This is a genomic window from Methylomonas sp. 2BW1-5-20 (genome assembly GCF_052474515.1).
Map to the genome: position 1 here is coordinate 4,781,556 of NZ_CP184127.1, position 18,825 is coordinate 4,800,380.

General features: G+C 53.0%; 17 protein-coding genes. 11 read left to right on the top strand and 6 right to left on the bottom strand.

The annotated features are described in order from the left end of the window. The first annotated feature begins 5 nt into the window (after positions 1 to 5). From nifH to ACH50O_RS22030, 9 genes are all read left to right on the top strand, one after another. Positions 6 to 890, top strand: coding sequence for a nitrogenase iron protein (gene nifH, locus ACH50O_RS21990; protein WP_446809890.1), 885 nt, complete (start codon positions 6 to 8; stop codon positions 888 to 890). A 102-nt stretch (positions 891 to 992) separates the two neighbouring features. Next, the gene (nifD, locus tag ACH50O_RS21995; protein WP_446809891.1) at positions 993 to 2,474 is read left to right on the top strand and encodes a nitrogenase molybdenum-iron protein alpha chain; all 1,482 of its coding nucleotides are present in this window, start codon (positions 993 to 995) and stop codon (positions 2,472 to 2,474) included. A gap of 148 nt (positions 2,475 to 2,622) precedes the next feature. Further along, entirely contained in the window at positions 2,623 to 4,194 is a 1,572-nt protein-coding gene (gene nifK, locus ACH50O_RS22000; RefSeq protein WP_446809892.1) for a nitrogenase molybdenum-iron protein subunit beta, read from the top strand. Between the two features lie 113 nt (positions 4,195 to 4,307). Further along, the gene (gene nifT / locus ACH50O_RS22005; RefSeq protein ID WP_446809893.1) at positions 4,308 to 4,529 is read left to right on the top strand and encodes a putative nitrogen fixation protein NifT; all 222 of its coding nucleotides are present in this window, start codon (positions 4,308 to 4,310) and stop codon (positions 4,527 to 4,529) included. Positions 4,530 to 4,532: 3 nt separating this feature from the next. Further along, the gene (locus tag ACH50O_RS22010; RefSeq protein ID WP_020483289.1) at positions 4,533 to 4,733 is read left to right on the top strand and encodes a 4Fe-4S binding protein; all 201 of its coding nucleotides are present in this window, start codon (positions 4,533 to 4,535) and stop codon (positions 4,731 to 4,733) included. A gap of 4 nt (positions 4,734 to 4,737) precedes the next feature. Then, entirely contained in the window at positions 4,738 to 5,430 is a 693-nt protein-coding gene (nifX, locus tag ACH50O_RS22015) for a nitrogen fixation protein NifX (protein ID WP_446809894.1), read from the top strand. Positions 5,431 to 5,432: 2 nt separating this feature from the next. Next, positions 5,433 to 5,699 (top strand): DUF6129 family protein, encoded by a 267-nt coding sequence (locus tag ACH50O_RS22020; RefSeq protein ID WP_446809895.1) that lies wholly within the window; start codon positions 5,433 to 5,435, stop codon positions 5,697 to 5,699. Positions 5,700 to 5,708: 9 nt separating this feature from the next. Next, positions 5,709 to 6,473, top strand: a complete 765-nt coding sequence (locus ACH50O_RS22025; RefSeq protein WP_446809896.1) for a 4Fe4S-binding leucine-rich repeat protein — start codon at positions 5,709 to 5,711, stop codon at positions 6,471 to 6,473. Continuing rightward, the gene (locus ACH50O_RS22030; protein WP_446809897.1) at positions 6,466 to 7,428 is read left to right on the top strand and encodes a hypothetical protein; all 963 of its coding nucleotides are present in this window, start codon (positions 6,466 to 6,468) and stop codon (positions 7,426 to 7,428) included. The genes ACH50O_RS22025 and ACH50O_RS22030 overlap by 8 nt, the downstream gene beginning before the upstream one ends. A 444-nt stretch (positions 7,429 to 7,872) precedes the next feature. Here the strand turns inward: ACH50O_RS22030 and ACH50O_RS22035 are convergent, their stop codons facing one another. The 4 genes from ACH50O_RS22035 to glnE form a co-directional block, all read right to left on the bottom strand. Next, on the bottom strand, positions 7,873 to 8,301 hold the full coding sequence (locus tag ACH50O_RS22035; protein ID WP_446809898.1) for a hypothetical protein: 429 nt from the start codon (positions 8,299 to 8,301) through the stop codon (positions 7,873 to 7,875). Between the two features lie 448 nt (positions 8,302 to 8,749). Then, entirely contained in the window at positions 8,750 to 10,279 is a 1,530-nt protein-coding gene (locus ACH50O_RS22040; protein ID WP_446809899.1) for a hypothetical protein, read from the bottom strand. A gap of 319 nt (positions 10,280 to 10,598) precedes the next feature. Further along, positions 10,599 to 11,231: a ribonuclease T2 family protein gene (locus ACH50O_RS22045; RefSeq protein ID WP_446809900.1), complete on the bottom strand. Its 633-nt coding sequence runs from the start codon at positions 11,229 to 11,231 to the stop codon at positions 10,599 to 10,601. Positions 11,232 to 11,304: 73 nt separating this feature from the next. Continuing rightward, on the bottom strand, positions 11,305 to 14,175 hold the full coding sequence (gene glnE / locus ACH50O_RS22050) for a bifunctional [glutamate--ammonia ligase]-adenylyl-L-tyrosine phosphorylase/[glutamate--ammonia-ligase] adenylyltransferase (RefSeq protein ID WP_446809901.1): 2,871 nt from the start codon (positions 14,173 to 14,175) through the stop codon (positions 11,305 to 11,307). 176 nt (positions 14,176 to 14,351) lie between these two features. Here glnE and ACH50O_RS22055 point away from each other — a divergent pair, with 176 nt between their 5' ends. After that, positions 14,352 to 14,828, top strand: a complete 477-nt coding sequence (locus tag ACH50O_RS22055) for a cytochrome c (protein ID WP_446809902.1) — start codon at positions 14,352 to 14,354, stop codon at positions 14,826 to 14,828. A gap of 3 nt (positions 14,829 to 14,831) precedes the next feature. Beyond that, positions 14,832 to 16,328, top strand: a complete 1,497-nt coding sequence (locus tag ACH50O_RS22060) for a DcaP family trimeric outer membrane transporter (RefSeq protein WP_446809903.1) — start codon at positions 14,832 to 14,834, stop codon at positions 16,326 to 16,328. A gap of 15 nt (positions 16,329 to 16,343) precedes the next feature. Here the strand turns inward: ACH50O_RS22060 and ACH50O_RS22065 are convergent, their stop codons facing one another. Together ACH50O_RS22065 and ACH50O_RS22070 are read right to left on the bottom strand one after the other, a co-directional pair. After that, positions 16,344 to 17,135 carry a general secretion pathway protein GspB gene (locus tag ACH50O_RS22065; protein ID WP_446809904.1) on the bottom strand — a complete coding sequence of 264 codons (792 nt, stop codon included), beginning with the start codon at positions 17,133 to 17,135 and terminating at the stop codon, positions 16,344 to 16,346. Between the two features lie 10 nt (positions 17,136 to 17,145). Beyond that, entirely contained in the window at positions 17,146 to 18,732 is a 1,587-nt protein-coding gene (locus tag ACH50O_RS22070; RefSeq protein WP_446812178.1) for an AAA family ATPase, read from the bottom strand. Positions 18,733 to 18,825: the final 93 nt, after the last annotated feature.

Genomic DNA, 18,825 nt, shown 5'->3' on the forward strand with positions numbered 1-18,825 from the left:
AGATCATGGCGAGATTACGTCAATGTGCTATTTACGGTAAAGGTGGTATTGGTAAATCTACCACCACGCAAAACCTGGTTGCTGGCTTGGCTGAGCTTGGCAAAAAAGTAATGATCGTCGGCTGCGACCCTAAAGCCGATTCTACTCGTTTGATCCTGCATGCGAAAGCGCAAAACTCTATCATGCAAATGGCAGCTGACGCCGGCAGCGTGGAAGATTTGGAATTGGAAGACGTATTGAAAGTCGGTTACCGCGACATTAAATGCGTTGAGTCCGGCGGTCCAGAGCCTGGCGTTGGTTGCGCAGGCCGTGGTGTTATCACTGCGATCAACTTCTTGGAAGAAGAAGGTGCTTACACTGACGACCTAGACTTCGTATTCTACGATGTATTGGGTGACGTTGTGTGCGGCGGTTTCGCGATGCCAATTCGTGAAAACAAAGCGCAAGAAATTTACATCGTTTGCTCAGGCGAGATGATGGCTATGTATGCTGCCAACAACATCGCTAAAGGTATCGTGAAATACGCCAATTCAGGCGGCGTACGTTTGGCCGGTTTGATCTGCAACTCACGTCAAACCGCTCGTGAAGACGAACTAATCATGGAATTGGCCAGAAAAATGGGCACTCACATGATCCATTTCGTACCACGCGACAACGTTGTACAACGCGCTGAAATCCGCCGTATGACAGTTATCGAGTACGAACCAGAAGCCAAACAAGCGCAAGAGTACCGCGACCTGGCGAACAAAATCATCAACAACACAAACTTGGTTATTCCTACTCCAATCACTATGGACGAATTGGAAGACCTGTTGATGGAATTTGGCGTCATGGAAGAAGTGGATGAAAGCGTCGTCGGTGTAACCGCGGCGGCAGAAGCCAGCGCTTAATCAGTATGTAAGTTGGGTTGGCGTTAGCTGGCCCAACTTGCTTTCGCATTGTTCCTAACAGGTCTGTGGGGGATTACCCACGACTACCAGGAGGATTTCATCATGGCAGCCATGACAAGAGAAGAGACCGAAGCGCTTATTCAAGAAGTGCTGGAAGTCTATCCCGAAAAAGCCAAAGCCGATCGTGCCAAACATTTGGCCATTAACGATCAAAGCTTGGAAAAATCAAACAAGTGTATTACATCCAACCGTAAATCCCTGCCAGGCGTCATGACCATTCGTGGTTGTGCGTATGCCGGTTCCAAAGGGGTGGTATGGGGTCCTATTAAGGACATGATTCATATTTCTCACGGCCCGGTTGGCTGCGGACAATATTCCCGCGCCGGTCGCCGTAACTATTACGTGGGTACTACAGGTGTCAACACCTTCGGTACGATGAACTTTACCTCGGATTTTACCGAAAAAGACATCGTATTCGGCGGCGACAAAAAGCTGGCTAAATGTATCGACGAAATCGAAACCTTATTCCCGCTCAACAAAGGTATCTCGATTCAATCCGAGTGCCCAATCGGTCTGATCGGCGACGATATCGAAGCGGTTTCCAAAGTTAAAAACAAAGAGTACAACAAAACCATCGTGCCGGTTCGTTGCGAAGGCTTCCGCGGTGTTTCGCAATCGCTGGGTCACCATATCGCTAACGACGCAATCCGCGACTGGGTATTGGAAAACCGCGACGGCGACGAAAGCTTCCCAACCACTCCATACGATGTAGCCGTCATCGGCGACTACAACATCGGTGGTGACGCTTGGGCATCACGTACTTTGTTGGAAGAAATGGGTCTGCGCGTTGTCGCGCAATGGTCTGGCGACGGTACTATTGCCGAGATCGAAAAAACCCCAAAAGTGAAACTGAACCTGATTCACTGCTACCGTTCGATGAACTACATCGCGCGCCACATGGAAGAAAAGTACAACATCCCTTGGATCGAGTACAACTTCTTCGGTCCGACCAAAATCGCCGAGTCTTTGCGCAGAATCGCCGCTCACTTCGACGACACCATCAAAGAAGGTGCGGAACGCGTCATCAAGCGTTATGAAGCGGAATACGAAGCGGTAATCGCCAAGTACAAACCACGCCTGGAAGGCAAACGCGTGATGTTGTACATCGGCGGCTTGCGTCCTCGCCACGTGATCGGTGCCTACGAAGATTTGGGCATGGAAGTGGTCGGTACCGGTTACGAGTTCGGTCACAACGACGACTACGACCGTACCATCAAGGAAATGGGCAATGCCACCTTGTTGTACGACGACGTCACCGGCTACGAATTCGAAGAGTTCGTGAAAAGAGTTCAACCTGATTTGGTCGGCTCCGGTATCAAGGAAAAATACATTTTCCAAAAAATGGGCGTGCCTTTCCGCCAAATGCACTCCTGGGATTACTCAGGCCCTTATCACGGCTACGACGGTTTTGCCATCTTCGCCCGTGATATGGACATGACCATCAACAATCCTTGCTGGAAAAGCTTCAAAGCACCTTGGAAAACCGAGGCTACCGAGAGCGAACCAGTTAAAGCGGTTGCGTAATCCGTAGGTTGGGCTTCGCCCGCCTAAATTCCCGGAAAGGTGGGCAAACCGCCCGCCTTGCCAGGAACCAAATATCGGTCGGGATTTCATTCCCGGCAAAATCCAATCAACGCCGGACCACAGATTAGTGGCGCGTTAGGAGATTATCATGAGCCAAAATGTCGACAATATTCAACCAAGTTATCCTTTATTCAGAACCGACGAATACAAGGAAAATCTGGCTAACAAACGTGAACAATACGAAGAACGTCATCCGCAAGACACGATAGACGAAGTATTCCAATGGACCACAACCAAGGAATACCAAGAACTGAACTTCCAACGCGAAGCGATTACCGTCAACCCTGCGAAAGCTTGCCAACCTCTGGGTGCGGTACTGTGCGCACTGGGCTTTGAAAAAACCATGCCTTATGTGCACGGTTCACAAGGTTGTGTGGCTTACTTCCGGACTTACTTCAACCGTCATTTCAAAGAGCCTATCTCTTGCGTTTCCGACTCTATGACTGAAGACGCGGCGGTATTTGGTGGTCAGAAAAACATGTTCGCCGGTTTGGAAAACGCCAAGGCCCTGTACAAACCAACCATGATTGCGGTATCGACCACCTGTATGGCGGAAGTTATCGGTGACGACTTGAACGCGTTTATCAACAACGCGAAAAAAGAAGGTCACGTCGATCAAGACTACCCAGTACCGTTCGCTCATACCCCTAGCTTCGTCGGTAGCCATACCACCGGTTGGGATAATATGTTCGAAGGGATTGCCCGTTACTTCACGCTGAACTATATGGAAGGCAAAGAAGTCGGTTCCAACGGTAAAATCAACCTGGTACCCGGTTTTGAAACCTATTTGGGCAACTTCCGCGTAATTCACCGGATGTTGAACGAAATGGGTGTCGATCACACCTTGTTGAGCGATCCTACCGAAGTACTGGACACCCCAGCCGACGGCCACTTCAACATGTATGCCGGTGGCACCACCATCGACGAAGTTAAAGATGCACCAAACGCGATTACCACCGTGTTGCTGCAACCTTGGCAGTTGGAAAAAACCAAAAAATTCGTCGAAACCACTTGGAAACACGACGCGCCTAAGCTGAACATTCCGATGGGCCTGGAATGGACCGACCAGTTCCTGATGAAAATCTCCGAACTGACCGGCAAACCGATTCCAAAATCGCTGGAAGTGGAACGCGGCCGTTATGTCGACATGATGACCGACTCACACGCTTGGCTACACGGCAAAAAATTCGCCTTGTACGGCGACGCGGACTTTGCTTTGGGTATGACCAAATTCCTGCTGGAAATGGGCGCCGAGGTAACGGACGTGTTAGTCAACCACGCGAACAAACGTTACAAAAAAGCAGTTGAAGAAGTGTTGAAAGCCTCGCCTTACGGTCAAACCGCGACTGTACATATTGGCAAGGACTTGTGGCACTTCCGTTCATTGATGTTCACCAACAAACCGGACTTCATGATCGGCAACTCCTACGGCAAATTTATCCAACGCGACACCTTCTACAAAGGCGAAGAGTTCGAAGTACCGTTGATCCGCATCGGCTTCCCAATCTTCGATCGTCACCATCTGCACCGGATGACAACCTTGGGTTACGAAGGCGGTATGTATCTGCTGACCACCATCGTCAACGCCTTGCTGGAACAGCTGGATAAAGAAACCAAAGGCATGGGAACCACCGACTACAACTACGATTTGATCCGTTAATCGTAGGGTGGGCGCCGGACTCCGGCGCCCATCGCTTCTTTAAGCTAGTCAACCACATCGTGTCGGGTTACGGCGAAGGCTTAACCCGACCTACACTTGTCTGGAGAATCCCAATGCCTAGCGTCATGCTCAGGAAACGCGAAGACGGCAAATTGCTGTTCTACATAGCCAAAAAAGACCTGGAAGAAACCATCGAATCGCTGGAGTTCGATAGTCCCGAAAAATGGGGCGGCGAAGTCGTGCTTGGCGACGGTTCGAAATATTACTTTGATCCGCTGTCTCCTCCGCCTAAAATTCCCACGACTTTGCAAGCTAAACGTTTATCGGAGGAATAAATCATGTCTCTGTATATTGTTGCCGAAGAATGCATATCCTGCGGCGATTGTCTGCCGGTCTGCCCTACCGACTCCATCAAGGAAGGGGCTATCGTGTTTGAAATCAACAAAAAAACCTGCACCGAGTGCAATGGCGATTACGACGAACCGCAATGCGTTAAGGTTTGCCCAATCGACAACTGCATTTTGCCTTTAGTGGCTTAAAGCCATGAGCCAGTCGACCTTAACCAGGGAACTGGCCTTGCGCATCGGGTTAGCGGCTCGCGCCCTACCCGATACCCCGCCCAAGCTTTTTATCTCCGTGTTGCGCGCCTGCACCGGGCCGGTCTTGAATGACAGTAGTCTTGCCGAACTTGGCAAGGCCCAATTCCAACAAGCGCTGAATAATTTCGGGATTGTTGCCGATGCCGACAGCATCCTCGAATCCTTGCGCATTCTGCAAAACGATGAGACCAAGGCGCAAGCGGCCGATGGCGCCCGGCTAACCGAACCGAGCAGTTCGATACGCATCGCGATCGGTAGCGACGATCCGCAAACGATCAGCGGTCATTTTGGTTCTTGCCGGCAATTTTTGATTTATCAGATTGCCGCTGCGGATGCCCGTTTAATCGATGTGCGCAGTATAGATCTCGATGCGCAACGAAAACACGATGACAAGAACGTTTACCGCGCGGAGCTCATTGCCGACTGCCGGGTGCTGTATATTGCTTCCATAGGTGGGCCGGCTGCGGCGAAGATTATTAAATACGGCATTCACCCGGTCAAAGCCGATCAGGGCGAAGCCATCACTCAAATCGTCAAGCAACTGCAAATCGTTTTAGCGCATGCCCCGCCTCCGTGGCTAGCCAAATCGATGGGCATCCAGCCTCTGCAACGCGTTTGTTTCGAACAGGAATCCTAACGATGATTAGTCCAGAACAATTACAAACCATAGCTGAAAAAATTAACGGCCAAGATTTGAACGAGACCGTCGTGAGCGCGCTAAGAGGTGAATATCCGGGCGTGCATTTCACCTATTGCATGGACGACGATCTGCCCAACAACGATCCATTATGGGAAGGCGCGGGCTTTAATCTATATCTGGTCGACGGCCGGGAACATTGTCTACGGATTACTGACAACTACGAAAATGCCTCCGGTATTGTGATAGCAGAAGTTATCAGCGAATAAGGCGATAACATGGCGGATCAAGACAGCCCTGTTACCCTACCTGTCGCCGATTGCAGCCTCTGCCCATTCCGCGGGAAAACCCTGCTGATGGGCCGCTGCATGCCCGGCGATACCTGTGTGTTCATCAATAGCGGCCGGCAGATCGACCGCTTCTTCCGGGTCAATCCGGCTTATGCCGTTCACTATTTGCAAGACAAATTCTGGGAGCGGCGGGCGATTGCCGTGCGTTACGCCCCCCTAAAAACTCTGTTGCCGCTAATCGAAGACGAGGACGAAGTCGTGCGCCGTGCCGTGGCTTTTCGGCTGCCGGCCCAGCAACTACAGGCCCTGATCGACGACCCGGACCGCGAAGTACGGATGACGGTCGCCGATCGTATCGATCTGGAGCATTTGGAATTGCTGGCCAACGATCCCGACTACATCGTGCGTTTGATGGTGGCAAAGCGCTTGGCGCCCGGCCGCTTGTTCCGCTTTATTAAGGACGAAGACTTGCAAGTACGCAAGCGCGTGGCCGAAAGGTTGCCGGAAGTCAGTCTGGGGTTGATGGCCAACGACCGCTCGCCGGACGTGCGGCGTATTGTCGCCGAACGCATGTCGCCGGAAGATGCTACCATGCTGCTAAGCGACAGCGACTGGGTGGTGCGCTACACTGCGGCATTAAAGGTCGATCCAGCCAACCTGGCCGCGCTTGCCGACGACCCGGAACCCGACGTCCGCGAATTGGTACAGCAACGCCTGAATTCAATCTCTAGCCCTAAAGCCGATCATGACTGAATCACGACTCAATCTTGCCGGACAAGACATTACCGATTGCTGTAAAAAAATCATCCCCGGACAGACCGACGATTTGCTGCTGAGTAAATTACAGGCGCTGATCCCAGACCAGCCTATCCATTTGGCATTGACAGGTGACGAGTGGTACCGGCTAGGCGGCGTGGTGGATATGGGCGGCAAACGCATCGCCAATGATCTGATCGAATGGGTGGAACGCACCTATCTGGAATGCGGGCAAAACCTGCAGACCCTGATCGATTACACGCTGGAACAAAAACTGATCGCCACCAAGCAAACCGGCAAAACCTTGTATTTTGTGGTACAGACCGGCGAAAAAGCCGAAGATTTCACGCTGATCGAAATCGACAAAACCCACGAAGTGTCGGATCGGATGCTGGTGGACGAAGCTAATCCGCCCGACGATCTGGAAGAATTTATCGACCCCCTACAACCTTTTTGCATCGAGAGCTTCGGCTTCGGGCATTCTAGATATACCTATCGGCGCAAAACCGATGTAAAGCTGTTCATGGAAGTCATTAACGAACGCCATCCCGGCGAACATCCGGTACAACGTTTCATGGACGACTGGAACCGCAGCAGTGCCGGCCAGAAAAGTCGGATGTGCGACGACTGGATCATCCGTCCCTACCGCCACACCGGCCGCTTTGGCGAACAAATCGTCAACGTGGAAATTATCAACACCCACAAACACAACCTGCCGCATCTGGAAGATTTTTCCGGCAAAAAAGGCAGTGCCTTAAGCAATGTACTAAGCCGTTTCGACCGTCAGGCCGGCTACCCGTTTGCCTGGTTCTTCTACATGGTCAAAGGCAAGCTGGTGTCCACTCACAGTGCCGACGCAGTCTACAAAGACATCTCCGGGGATTTTGCGTATTTGCCGGAGCGGGACGAGGCGGTGCTTAGGGATTGGATTGCTACGCCGTATAACGTTTGACTCTTGTTTGGCGTAGGGTGGGCACCGTTTTTTGTGCCCATGCGGTAATGGCTTTTGTGTCTGACGTGTCGCTAACGCGACGGTTTTTTTGAATGTCGGTTCGCGGACCGACAACTGCGATACTTTTCTTTGCTTTTCCAAAGAAAAGTATCCAAAAGAAAAGACACCCGGATGCCGCTTATTCCCTGCGCTCCGGAGCTTTTGAACCGGGTTGCCGAAAGGGGCTTCCTGCCCCTGCGGCGCCCCTAACGGGCTATTCCGTTCAAAAGCTCCGGTGCTCGGCGCGGCATACAGGATCAAAACCGTTCCTATCTCAAAATCAACAAGCCTTTTGATCTAAAAGTCGTCAGGTAAAAAAACGTAAGCTGACAGGATTACAAACCTCGCCGCGCAAAGCGTATTTTGTTGAAAACCTCATGCCAAAATGCTTTAAATTTGGTAATGTCAATAGGGAGATTCGTAGTGATCAGTTAGGTTTTTAATCCATTCAATAAAGCGCAGCCCTTCGCTTGGTAATGACTGATTATATTTCAGTAAGTTGCTGAGACCTCGAGCAATACCCTGAATTGCTTCATTTAACAAATCAAAACTCTCGTATTCAGGCTCTTCCGAAGGAGTCCAATGCTTAAGCCAATTTCGAGCCTTATTGAGATGGTGCCGCGAAACGATTTTTCGTTCTAGGTCATGCGATTCAATAAAGCTTTGAACAAGCATTTCATGCGCAGATATGTCCCCAAGCGCTTTGCCGATAATTTCCTCCGCGGCGCCTGCAAGTGTGATAGCAGGAATTGGCGCGCCGTAATCAATTAGCAGGCGAATAGCCCAATCGAGTTGGTGTGAGGCCGCTTCAACTTTGCCGACGACGTGTGTCATAAGCTTCAAGGCCGTAAGTTGCAATACGTAGGGCGTCAATAGGCGTAGCCGTATTGCGCCGTATGTTGGCTTTTAATCATTCGGCGCATTACACCATCGCTAATGCGCCCCACAAAACTTCGTAAATAATAAGTTACCGCATTTAGTGCGGGGGTTTCTCCCGTATGCCGCGCCGAGCACCGAAGCTTTTATCGAGATCAGCCCGAAGGGGCAGCGCATGGATGCGGTGCGTCGGCGGAGGGGCTGGGAAGCCCCTTCAGCCGACCCTCGATAAAAGCTTCGGTGCGCAGGAGTAAAGCGGCATCCGGGTGGCTTTTTCTTTGGATACTTTCTTTTGGCCACGCAAAAGAAAGTATCTCGGCCGTCGGTCCGAGAACCGACATCTAAAACATCCGTCGCGTCAGCGACACATAAACTTCAACTCCGCGCCCACCCGACAAATCCAACTTTAATCGCTGACTGTCTTAAACCGCGCCGCCGCCCCCAACAATCCGGAAACAAAAAACGCCGTCCCCACCAAGGTAAACCGCAGATTCAGCTTCTCAATAGCCAAATCATCCGTCGCATACAGCATGAAAATAATCGCAATCCCGCCCCAGGCCAGAAAACGCAGTACTGCGGAAAGGATGGTTTTGCTCAAGGCTTCGGTTTCGCTGGCCGGCGTGTCCATCCTGTAAGCCACGAAACCGCTGATCAGGGCCGGCATAATCCCCCAGCGCGCATGGTCTAGGAAGCTGTCCAGGAAATTGAAGTCGTCTCGGTGATAGAAAGTCAGCTCCAGGATGAAGGTCGATATCGTGGTACTGACCACGAAGCCGACTAACATGATGGACATGTAGAAGCCGTAATAATGGTCGGCGGGTTCCTGTTGGTGCCGGAAGGCGATACTGCGCAATATGAAGACTAAGGAAATCGGCAGCACATAAATCACGATCGAATAAGCGATCCAGCGTAAGGTGGTATAGCTGAAGTGCGGCAAGGGCTTATCCGGAAACAGAAATACGTTGTGTAAAGCCACCGATACTTCGCGCCCCAAAATCACGCCGAAGGCCGTAGCGGCGGCAAATATCAGCACGTATTTATAAGTGTGCTTCAAGCGCGCTTCATGGACATTACCGCCGAGTTGCTTCACAGTCGCCCACATATCGTTCTCGCTGGGGCTGCCGAATACCACCGCCGCCGCCAGCAAGCGGCAGAGCAGGCCGGTCAATTTATCCAAGTCTTTCAACAAGTTGACGGTCTTGGTGTAATGCGGCTCGGCTTCTTTCCAAATATTCACTTTTTCCGACATAGCATTATAGGAAATGCAGATTTCGCCCCATTTCAGCGAGGGTTCGCTGAACAGGCGCCGATACGATGATTGGTCGGCGTAATGCTGGATTTGGTTGAACAGCAGACTGTTATGCGCCCATTTGTATTCCACCGTGGCACCGGCTTTATCGAAATCGCCGGCATCTATGCTTTGTACCAACAGGCGATCGGCAATTTGGGCTTTGATTTTATCGTCCGCAGCCGATAGCCGGGATTTGATCAGCGCGTTGTAAACCTCGACCGCTTTGGTCGGAATCGCAAACGCATCGTGAATGCTGTCCCGTAAGATCAGCAAGGGATTAAATTGGCTTTCCCAGGCGATGAAAAACAACATGATGCCGGCGGCGATCAGCGGCAACAGTTTATTACCGTCCAGACCGTAGAGCAGATTTACCAACTCGCCGGCGCGTAAATGGCTGACGATCAGCGTTACCAGGGGCTCCAGCGGTAACCACTGCCAAGTCAGCAAGCAGAATAAGACTGCCATTAGGGTGCAGTAAAGGGCGATCCCGGTCCAGTAAGTGCTGCGCCGGATAAAGTACTGCGGCAGGGTCGGTTCCGCACCCAGTTGAATCCGGCGTTTTTGAAAGGAGCGGTAGGCCAAAAACGCGGCGGCTGCGGCACCGAGAAGCAGAATCGCAAAGTTAATCAGGGATTCGATAGTCATTTATCCAACGTATTTATATTGAGGTTTGGGTTCGGGTAAAAAGCCGTAAGTGTCGTTATCGGCGCGGCAACGGCGATAGCCGTATCACGCGCCATAAGTACCGTCATCGGTCGGCGCTTATTGATAGCGCAGATAAGTCTCCCGATTTCCGGCACAAGTTCCCGCATTGCCGCACCAAAAAGTGTATGCCGATGCGAGCCGAAGAGCCGGACGAGTTCAGCGCTGTACGCGTGTCTTGTCTAATGGCGGGTAAAAAGTATCCGGCCGCACCCCGAGAACGGACATATTAAAACACCCGCCGCACCCGTGACACAAAGCACTATTTAATATTCCGGACCAAAAAATCCTTTTGTCCGCAAGACTTCGCCGCACTCTTCACCACATCCACCCCGCACTCGGCGGCGGCGCCGTTTTTATCCAGGCACACGAACATTTCCTTGAAAAACCGTCCGCCGCCGCTACAGAACGGGGCGATAGTAGACTCTTTCAACCACGGGTTGTTGTCGGCGAAGGCTTTTTTCAATTCGTCCGCCGTGGTTCTAAAAGGCTTTTGCGGGTGTCGATAGGCGTCCGGCACCGCAACCTTGCTCTTCAGCGCTTGCGATAATTGAAAATAGCCGGCCTGAGTCAATCCGGAACAGGTGCCATGTTTTTCCCACTCATGTTCGAACAGAAATTCCGACGGATACAGGTCCGGAAAGGCTTGAGCGTGGTTCGGCGTATAGGCTTCCAGGGTGCAAAAACTCGGATAGCCGACCTTGTATTGCGGCCATAGGCCGTGCAGTACCAATCCCAGTTTTTTGCCGCATTGTTCCCGGTCTTGCGGCTGCTCTTCGCAATATGTCGGCGACCAGGACAAGGTCAGCACATAACCGTCGAATTTGCCCGGCTTGCCGTTGGCGGCCGCGCCGAGCGAAAAAGCTGTCAAAAACAGCAGTAACCATACTTTCATAAATGCTCCAGTTCAGGGTAGGCGATTGTACTTGTACCCTAGGGATGACCGCCCGGTGATTGGTCTAACAGTATCACAACATAAACTTAGCCCAAATCCGTTCCACTTCCGCGCGTAATTCGTGGAATTCGTCGCCGTGGGCGGTAACGCTGAGGCCTTGCAGGACTTGATGATGTCCGTAATCGCGATAAGCGCAATAGGCCCGTTTTAACAGTTCGGCATCGGTGGCGGCGATAAAGCCGTGTAGTTGCAGGGCTTCCAGCAGACGTACGTTGTCGGTGTAAGTCGCCAGGGCCGGATTACGCGCGGTTTCGGCCAAGACGCCGAATTGCACGATAAACTCGATATCGGCGATGCCGCCCAGGCTTTGCTTGAGGTCGAATACGTCGGGGCTTTTTGGCGCCAGATTGTCGCGCATTTTTTCCCGCATCTCTCTTACTTCGGTTTTCAAGGCTTCGAGCTCGCGCGGTAGCGCTAAAATCCGTTGGCGTATGGCTTCGTAGCTGTGCTTTAAGGTCTCGTCGCCCGTGACGAAACGGCCGCGCACCAGGGCTTGGTGTTCCCAGGTCCAGGCTTCTTTTTGCAGATAGGCTTCGTAATGATCGATATGCGTGATCAGCAAGCCCGAGTCGCCGTTGGGCCGCAAGCGCAAGTCCGCTTCGTACAATATGCCGGACAACATTTTCGTATCCAAAATATGCCGAATTTTTTGGCCTAGACGCAGATAAAACTGGCCGGCGTTGATCGGTTTTTCGCCGTTGGTTTGGGCATCGCCGTCGGCGCAGGCGTATAAAAACACCAAATCCAGATCGGAACCGTAACCCAGTTCGATACCGCCGAATTTACCGAAGGCTACGATCGCGAAATTTTGCGGATTGGGGCCGGTGCCGGGAGGATTGCCGTGTTTGCCGGTCAGCATTTGCCAAGCGCACTGCAATACTTGCTCGAGAATGATTTCGGCGATCCAGGTCAGATAATCGCTGACGATCATCACCGGAATGACGCCCATAATGTCGGCGGCCGCCACCCGTAACACATTGAGGTGTTTGAACTGGCGTAGCGCAATCATCAATTGCTCGCCGTCTTGAGTATCGACGCGGGCCAGCGTTCTTTGCAAGTCTTCGCGCAAGGCCTGTTTTTGCAAGGGCTCGTAAAGAGAGCGGGTATCCAGCAACTCGTCGAATAAAATCGGATACAACGAGAGATACTCGCAAATCCACGGGCTGGCCGCCGCCAGTTTGATTAACTGGTTCAACGCGTCCGGGTTCTCGGCCAATAAAGCCAGATAAACATTGCGTCCAGCCACCGCTTCGAACAAATCCAGGATGCGTAGTAGCGTGGCGTCAGCATTTTCGCCGTTAGGCACTTGTTCTATCAGCTGCGGCATTAGCCGGTCCAGGACGCCGGCACCCTTGCTGGTCATGCGTTTGACGGCATGCGACTCTTTAAAATCGATGATGGCTTTCTGAATCGTCTGTGGATTGCTAAAACCGTAGTCGGCCAGCGCTTCCAGTGCCAATTCGTTGTCCGCGCAACTGGTCCAGATCAAGCGGGCGCTTTGCTGCTTGTTGTCCTGTTCGCTGAGTGAAAATACTTGTTCGAAAATGTCCTGGACCGATTCCCGCACCTGATCCAGTTCGGCCTTGAAAGCACTCCAATCCTCGAAGTCCAAGGAATACGCCAAAATCCGTTGCACCAGCGGATGGCCGGGTAGGTCGTGAGTCTGTTTATCCTGATATTGCTGGATGTGATTTTCCACTCGCCGCAAAAAACGATAGGCAAATTTCAAAGCGGCCACTTCGTCGGCGGCCATCAGTTCCAGTTCTTCCAGCACGCTGAGAACGGTTTGAATTTCGCGTTGTTGCAATGCGATGTCCTGGCCGCCGCGTATTAACTGAAAGGCCTGGCCGATGAATTCCACTTCGCGGATGCCGCCGGGACCGAGCTTGACATTGTCGGCGCGGTCGCGGCGTTTCAGTTCTTGCGCGATCTGGAATTTTAGCGAACGCAATTCCTCGAACGCGCCATAATCCAGATAACGCCGGTATACAAACGGTTTGATCAGTGCGGCCAACTGTTTGCCAGTGTGGAAATCGCCGGCCACTTGCCGGGCCTTGATCATCGCATAGCGCTCCCATTCCCTGGCTTGAGTCAGATAATAATGTTCCATGCCTTCGAAATTCATGATCAAGGGCCCGCTATCGCCGAACGGCCGCAAGCGCACGTCGGTCCGAAACACAAAACCGTCCACGGTGATCTCGTCCAGCATTTTGACCAGCGAGCGGCAGATGCGGGTAAAGAATTCGCCGTAACTGATTTCTTTTTTCTCGGTCAGCACGCCGTCCTCGGCGTAGGCGAAGATCAGGTCGATGTCGGAGGAATAATTCAGTTCCCAGGCGCCGAGCTTGCCCATGCCCAGTACCACGATATTGAACGGCGTACCGTCCGTCAACGTCGGCGTTCCCCAACGCTGGCATGCCTGGCGGTATAAAAAATCCAGCGCGGTTTGAATGCAGGCCTCCGCCAGTGCCGTCAGGTCGGCCAGCGTTTCGTCCAGGTCGGACCAGCCCGCCAGATCGCGCCAGGCGATTCTCACCATTTCCCGGCGGCGGAACAAGCGCAGTTGTTTGGCTAGCGCCGGTTCGCCGTCTGCGCCAATTTGTTGCAATGCGGCGGCGTAATCGGCGCGGCGCAAAGGGGCGAATAGATCGGCCGATGTCACCAGGTCAGATATCAGGTCGGGATTGCGGAGCCAGCTTTCACTAATAAATTGGCTGCAGCTACAGACTTTCAGTACCGAAGCGGAAAATACGCTGTTGTCGAAAATCTCAAATTGTTCCGGGCTAAGCTTTTCTTCGAGTTGCGTACAAAAGTCGACGGCCAAGTTTTGCAGTTCATCCGGCAAATGCACCGTTTGTTGTGACAACGAATCGAGAAGCGACATAGACGGTATCCTGACGGTAAAACGGAAGCAGCATGATACCTAAACTCCGAACGCTACCCTAGATGGCGATCGAAAAAATATCCCTACAGTTATAAGGTACACTTAAACCTGATCTTGCTGCGGCGATCGGTCGTGTCGGGATATTACTTAAAGCTTGATCGCACAGGGGGCAACCCATGAAAAACCTATATTTGTTGGCAGTAGTCTTGATATTCAGCGCTTGTTCCAGTTCCGGTAATCAGCATGCGCATATCGAGGGCGGGCGCAGCCAGACTGGTCAGCCGGCCTTGCACGCGGTACGCGACAATCAATTGCGCGAATTGATGGCCCGGATGGACAGTTTGATGCAGGAGCGGTTTATGACCGAGCAGCAATTGGACGTCGAGCGCCGCAAATACTCTCGGCAAATCGGCGAGGCCGCGCGAAATTTGTCTGCCAACGTCGGGACGATTATTGCCAGCATGCCCGGTTTGCAGCTAAACGCCAGTGAACAAACCGCGTTTTTGGCCTTAGCCAACAAGCTGCGGGAAGAGGCACAACAGTTGCAGGCGCTCGCCGAGCAAAATCATATCGACGCTATCCCGGACGGCTTGCATGAAATCAACACCACGTGCACCTCTTGCCACGCCTTATTCAGAAAGCTTGGGAGTTAGACTATGAAGCCGTTGCCGCTCTTTTCCAAAGTATTTCCGATATTGTGCTGCTGTTTGCTGACATTCCCAGTGCGGGCAGCCGATGAGGACATCAAGACTTTGCTGAAAACCTTGAGTCAGCAAGTCACGCAGTTGCAGAGCCAAGTTGATCGCTCCAATTCCAGAATAGAACAGTTGGAGCAGGAGTTACAACATTATCGCGCCGAGCAAGTCGCGGCCGGCAAGCAGGCCGTAAATGCCGCCGGGCAGGCAGTTGCTGTGGCGCCATCGGCGGCGGTCGCACCCGCCAACTTGGTAGCCGGTAACGATAAAACCAAGGAGAAGCCGGCGGTGACGGTCGGCGACGTGAAAGGGACATTTAAAATTCCCGGAACCGATACGTCGGTCGGTTTGGGCGGGTTTGTGAAAATGGATACCTTGTTCAATAGCGTCAGCGCCGGACGCGATAGGCTGGGCGATCAGCAATTGGTTATGTCGCAAATTCCGGTCGGTGCGGCTGGCGAACGTGGGCAGATCGCTTTTCATGCCAAGGAAAGCCGTTTGTGGTTCAAATCGTTTACGCCGACTAGCGACTGGGGCGACATCAACACCTATCTGGAGTTTGACTTTTACGGCGATCCGGCAACCTATACCTACACGCCGCGCTTACGCCATGCCTACGGTTCCATCGGTCGTTTTCTGGCGGGGCAAACATGGACTACCTTTCTTAATGTAGCTGCGTTGCCGGATACATTGGATGTGGGTGGTTCGGCCGGCGCGATTACCAGCCTGCGCCAACCTTTGGTGCGCTGGAACCAACCGTTTAACTGGCTGGATATGCCTATGGAATGGCAACTGGCGTTTGAGGCGCCGCGCAGCCGCTTATGGGTTGACAGTGCGCTGGAAGCGTCTTCCAGTAAAAGCGCCAATCCCAATCTGGACTCGGCTTATTACATCACGCCTAACGCCGACCGTTATCCGGATATGGTGGCGCGGCTAAATCTTAATCCCGATTGGGGTAATGTATCCTTGGCTGCGGTCGGTAGACAGTTGCGCTATACCAATGGTACGACGGGCTATCGGCAAGCCGATTGGGGCGGCGGCGTCAATTTGGCGGGACGGATTAATACCCTTGGCTTGGATAATATCCGCTTTATGGCGCATTACGGCAAAGGCGACGCGCGTTACGTGTCCACCAACAATACCTTCGCCGACGCGGCGCTGGATAACCATGGGGCGATTAACTTGGTGGATGCCTACGGCGGCATGCTGTCTTATCAACATTGGTGGGATAAACAATGGCGCTCCAGCGTGACTTATGGCTTTGCTCAGGTCGATTACCCGGCGTATGCCAATGCGGTTTTGAGTCGGCAAGTGCAGTCGGTGCACGCCAATCTGCTTTGGAGTCCGGTCAGTCAGGCCATGCTGGGCTTGGAATACACGTATGCGACGCGTGAGTTGATCGACGGCCGGGATGGTGTATTGCAACGGGTGCAATTTTCGGCGAAATACAGTTTCTAAGCGGGTGCGAGTTGCTTAGCGTCTGATTTTGAACACACGGCCCTCGTAGCGGACGATAATGCCATCCTCCGCTATTTCCTTCAGTTCTAACGTATTCTTGATGGTCTGGCCGGGGACATATTTGACCATGTCTATCATCACGAACCGCTCGGCGGGCGTCGATGAATAGCTAAAGACATTGATCGGAAGAGCGGGCAGCGACTGGCGCACGTCCGGCGGCAAGTCTTCCAATGTGGGAAGCTCGTTCTGCGGCCTTGTTGTTGCGACCGGCTCCGGTTTTTTCACTGCGGGTTGCTCCGAGTTGGCGACGATTTGCGGAACCGGAATTGTCTGCTGTTCCGGCTCGGCCACGGGGTTGGTATCCAGCACCGGTTTGGCGATTACCGCCGTAGGCTTGACCGGCTGTGCCGGCGTAACGGCTGGTTTAGTCGGCTCAACCGGTTGTTTCTTGCCGGCGGCGATGTTGTCGGTAGCCTGGGCCTGATTCCGGGATGGCTGGGTTTTTGGGTTTGGAGCAAACTTTGCCGGGCTGGACTGGTCGTCGCCCAACGGCGGCGGGCTGGCAATGAGCTGAGCCGGCTTTTCAATCTTGGCGGGCGTTTGTTCGCCGTCTTCCGGTATGTGCGGTGCGATGCCCAGAAAATAGGTCAGGATCGCCAAGTTTAAAATTACCAGCACCGCGATAATCTTAGTCAGGCTTTGCCGCTCCGGCGTGTGCTGGATAGCAATGCGACTGGTCACCGTGTCGGGCTGCATCGCTTGGCGTTCTCGTTCGGATTTGCGCAGTGCATTTAAAATGTAAGACATAATCAATATCCTAGCGCCTGGTTGTCGTCAAATGGGGCGAAGCAGCGGCTCCGTTTTGGTTATCCAGATGTATCAGAGTGCGGGCGCCGGCTATGCCGTCGGCAGTCAGGTGCTGCCGGCGTTGGAAAGCCATCAACAGCCCTTTGAGCGCTTCATCGAAAACTTGTGGATCGGCGGCGCCGGCCGGATTTTCGATGACTTGACCGAGCTGTTCGCGCAGCCATTGCACACCGGCGGATTTCTGCGGTTGCGCAATTTCCGTGACGTCAGGAACCGGCGGTCGCCACAGCAGCAGATAATTGCCGTCCCATAGCGTCAATAGTTCGGTAAGCGGAATTTGCACTATTTCCTTGAGGCGAATCACGGCACGATCATTGTCTATCCCGATTAACAGCGCATAGCGTTTGTCTTTGGCCAGGCCGGGAAATGTCAAAATGGCCGGGCGATCGAGGCTCAGCAATTCTTGCCAGCTACCCCGCCCGGACAAGCAATTCAACCCTATGGACGCGATGACATTGCAATCCAGCGGCTTATCGGCAGGCACCGCTTCCCGCCAAACTCGCAGCGCTTCAGCCAGCGCGCCTTCCAATGTTAGCCCGGAGTGGTCCAGCTGTGTATTGAAAGCCGGGCTTGGAACTTCGGAGGCCATCGGATTCGGCGTAACGGATTTCTGTGGTGCGGCGAACTTGACCGGCTGGAGCAAGGTGAATACCGGACGCCACAGATCAAACCCCAGCACGGCGCCAAGCGTTAAAATCAAAGCCATCGCCGCATATCTTCGCGGCTTCGACCCGGCCGTGGCCATCACTTCCCGAGCCGCTCGGCGAACAATTGGCGGAGTAATCCACCCGGCGTTGGTCGCGTAGGCTCCCAATAGAGCCCGGTCGCACAGAATGTTGATCAAGCGCGGCACGCCTGCCGAATACTGGTAAACCTTGCGTATTGCCGCCGGATTGAATAGACGATGGTTGCCGTTGCAAACCCGCAGCCGATGCCGGATATAGGCCCGCGTTTCGTCGAGAGAAAGCGGCAGCAAATGATAGCGCGCGGTGATGCGTTGATTGAGCTGACGCAGTTCCCGGCGAGACAGCATGGCATTCAGTTCCGGCTGGCCGACCAGAATGATTTGCAGCAGTTTGGCCTTGCTGGTTTCCAGATTGGTCAGGAGTCGAATTTGCTCCAGTACTTCCAGGCTCAGGTTCTGTGCTTCGTCGATCAATAACACCGTGCGCCGGTCTTTGGCATATGCGGCCAGTAGATACTGATTGATGGCATCGATCAGCTGTTTTGCCGTGATACCGTCATGGCCTATGTTCAACTCGTCGCAGATCGTCGCCAGCAGTTCCAGAGCCGTCAACTTGGGGTTCAATATCAGGGCGATATCGACGTTATCCGGCAGTTGCTGCAGTAAACAGTGACACAGCGTAGTTTTTCCGGTACCCACCTCGCCGGTCAAGGCGACGAAACCGCCGCCCCTATTGATGCCGTACAGCAAATGCGCCAAGCCTTCCTGATGCCGTTCGCTCATGTACATGAAATGCGGATCGGGCGAGATCGAAAAAGGCAATTCGCTGAAATTGAAGTATTGCTGATACAAGATTCTGGCGTTCCAAGAAAATGGTCGCACGATGCTAATTCAAACCGGTGCAAATTGCACTTAAAAGTCTGAATGGATGCCAAGCGGAAGCGG

What these genes read in the sequence shown, in the direction of transcription:
- ACH50O_RS22010 (WP_020483289.1), top strand. Translation starts at nt 4,533, where the DNA reads ATGTCTCTGTATATTGTTGCCGAAGAATGCATATCCTGCGGCGATTGT.
- nifT (WP_446809893.1), top strand. Translation starts at nt 4,308, where the DNA reads ATGCCTAGCGTCATGCTCAGGAAACGCGAAGACGGCAAATTGCTGTTC.
- ACH50O_RS22035 (WP_446809898.1), bottom strand. Translation starts at nt 8,301, where the DNA reads ATGACACACGTCGTCGGCAAAGTTGAAGCGGCCTCACACCAACTCGAT.
- ACH50O_RS22040 (WP_446809899.1), bottom strand. Translation starts at nt 10,279, where the DNA reads ATGACTATCGAATCCCTGATTAACTTTGCGATTCTGCTTCTCGGTGCC.
- nifK (WP_446809892.1), top strand. Translation starts at nt 2,623, where the DNA reads ATGAGCCAAAATGTCGACAATATTCAACCAAGTTATCCTTTATTCAGA.
- ACH50O_RS22045 (WP_446809900.1), bottom strand. Translation starts at nt 11,231, where the DNA reads ATGAAAGTATGGTTACTGCTGTTTTTGACAGCTTTTTCGCTCGGCGCG.
- ACH50O_RS22060 (WP_446809903.1), top strand. Translation starts at nt 14,832, where the DNA reads ATGAAGCCGTTGCCGCTCTTTTCCAAAGTATTTCCGATATTGTGCTGC.
- nifD (WP_446809891.1), top strand. Translation starts at nt 993, where the DNA reads ATGGCAGCCATGACAAGAGAAGAGACCGAAGCGCTTATTCAAGAAGTG.
- nifH (WP_446809890.1), top strand. Translation starts at nt 6, where the DNA reads ATGGCGAGATTACGTCAATGTGCTATTTACGGTAAAGGTGGTATTGGT.
- ACH50O_RS22030 (WP_446809897.1), top strand. Translation starts at nt 6,466, where the DNA reads ATGACTGAATCACGACTCAATCTTGCCGGACAAGACATTACCGATTGC.
- ACH50O_RS22025 (WP_446809896.1), top strand. Translation starts at nt 5,709, where the DNA reads ATGGCGGATCAAGACAGCCCTGTTACCCTACCTGTCGCCGATTGCAGC.
- ACH50O_RS22055 (WP_446809902.1), top strand. Translation starts at nt 14,352, where the DNA reads ATGAAAAACCTATATTTGTTGGCAGTAGTCTTGATATTCAGCGCTTGT.
- ACH50O_RS22020 (WP_446809895.1), top strand. Translation starts at nt 5,433, where the DNA reads ATGATTAGTCCAGAACAATTACAAACCATAGCTGAAAAAATTAACGGC.
- ACH50O_RS22065 (WP_446809904.1), bottom strand. Translation starts at nt 17,135, where the DNA reads ATGTCTTACATTTTAAATGCACTGCGCAAATCCGAACGAGAACGCCAA.
- glnE (WP_446809901.1), bottom strand. Translation starts at nt 14,175, where the DNA reads ATGTCGCTTCTCGATTCGTTGTCACAACAAACGGTGCATTTGCCGGAT.
- nifX (WP_446809894.1), top strand. Translation starts at nt 4,738, where the DNA reads ATGAGCCAGTCGACCTTAACCAGGGAACTGGCCTTGCGCATCGGGTTA.